This window comes from Psychrobacillus sp. FJAT-21963 (assembly GCF_001420585.1).
Lineage (GTDB): Bacteria > Bacillota > Bacilli > Bacillales_A > Planococcaceae > Psychrobacillus.
Genome location: NZ_LJIY01000019.1, coordinates 1 through 1,510, shown reverse-complemented (window position 1 = coordinate 1,510; position 1,510 = coordinate 1). Strand labels below are relative to the sequence as shown.

Sequence of the window (1,510 nt, the reverse complement as noted above, 5' to 3'; positions counted from 1 at the left end):
ATTTATTAATCTTAAGAAAAGGAGATTAGATTATTGGAACATTTAGAAGAACTATGGGCTAAAGTTCTCTCTGAAGTAGAAAAAAAGACATCCAAACCTAGTTTTGAAACCTGGTTAAAGTCAACCAAGCTACTTTCATATAAAGGAGAAACAGTAACGATAGCTGCTCCTAATTCATTTGCAAGGGATTGGCTTGAAAATCATTATATTCATCTAATTGCCGGAATATTAACAGAGTTAACAGGAAATGAACTACTTATTTCATTTGTTGTTCCTAAAAATCAGGATTTTGACGACTTTGAAGTTCCTAAACCGAAAGTTCCTTCAAATAATGGAGACCAACCTGATTTTTCACCTGGTATGTTAAATTCAAAAAATACATTCGATACTTTTGTCATTGGATCTGGTAACCGTTTTGCACATGCTGCATCACTGGCTGTAGCAGAAGCACCGGCAAAAGCATATAATCCTCTATTTATATATGGAGGAGTAGGATTAGGTAAAACCCACTTAATGCATGCGATTGGTCATTATGTTCAAGAACACAATCCAAATGCAAAAGTGGTTTATTTATCTTCTGAAAAATTTACAAATGAATTTATTAACTCTATTCGGGATAACAAAACAATCGAATTCCGCAACAAATATCGTAATATCGATGTGCTTTTAATAGATGATATTCAATTCCTTGCAGGAAAAGAATCAACTCAAGAAGAATTTTTTCATACTTTTAATGCTTTACATGAAGAATCAAAACAAATTGTTATTTCAAGTGATCGACCTCCAAAGGAAATCCCAACACTTGAGGATCGTCTTCGTTCCCGATTTGAATGGGGTTTAATAACTGATATTGCACCACCAGACTTAGAAACAAGGATTGCTATTTTGCGTAAAAAAGCACGAGCAGATGGATTAGATATTTCGGATGATGTAATGGCTTATATTGCAAATCAAATTGATTCGAATATTCGAGAACTTGAAGGGGCTCTAATACGAGTAGTGGCTTATTCTTCTCTTATAAATAAAGATATTAATACGGAATTAGCAGCAGAGGCACTTAAAAATATAATGCCAAACGCTCGTCCACGAATAATTACAATCTTAGATATACAAAAAGTCGTTGGAGAACATTTTCATATAAGGTTAGAAGATTTTAGTGCTAAAAAACGAACTAAATCTATTGCATTTCCTCGACAGGTTGCTATGTATCTCTCGAGAGAGCTTACAGATTTTTCTTTGCCTAAAATAGGAGAAGAATTCGGGGGACGTGATCACACGACTGTGATTCATGCTCACGAGAAAATTGCTCGTATGTTAAAAGATGATGCAAACTTACAAGATGACCTTAAACAAATAAAATCTATTTTAGGACGTTAAAACAATTTGTGGATAAGTTCCTAAAATATTATCCTGTTTAAACACAACTTATGCACATGTGGATAAGTAGTCGTAAGTAGATAAAAATAGAGTTATCAACAAATCCACAGGCCCTATTACTATATCTATTATT

The 1,510-nt window shown here is 33.5% G+C and carries 1 protein-coding gene; it reads left to right on the top strand.

Features of this window, described 5'->3' with window-relative positions; genetic code table 11:
- Positions 1-33 precede the first annotated feature (33 nt).
- Positions 34-1,377, top strand: coding sequence for a chromosomal replication initiator protein DnaA (dnaA, locus tag AN959_RS20075; RefSeq protein WP_053591130.1), 1,344 nt, complete (start codon positions 34-36; stop codon positions 1,375-1,377).
- The last annotated feature ends 133 nt before the right edge of the window (positions 1,378-1,510 follow it).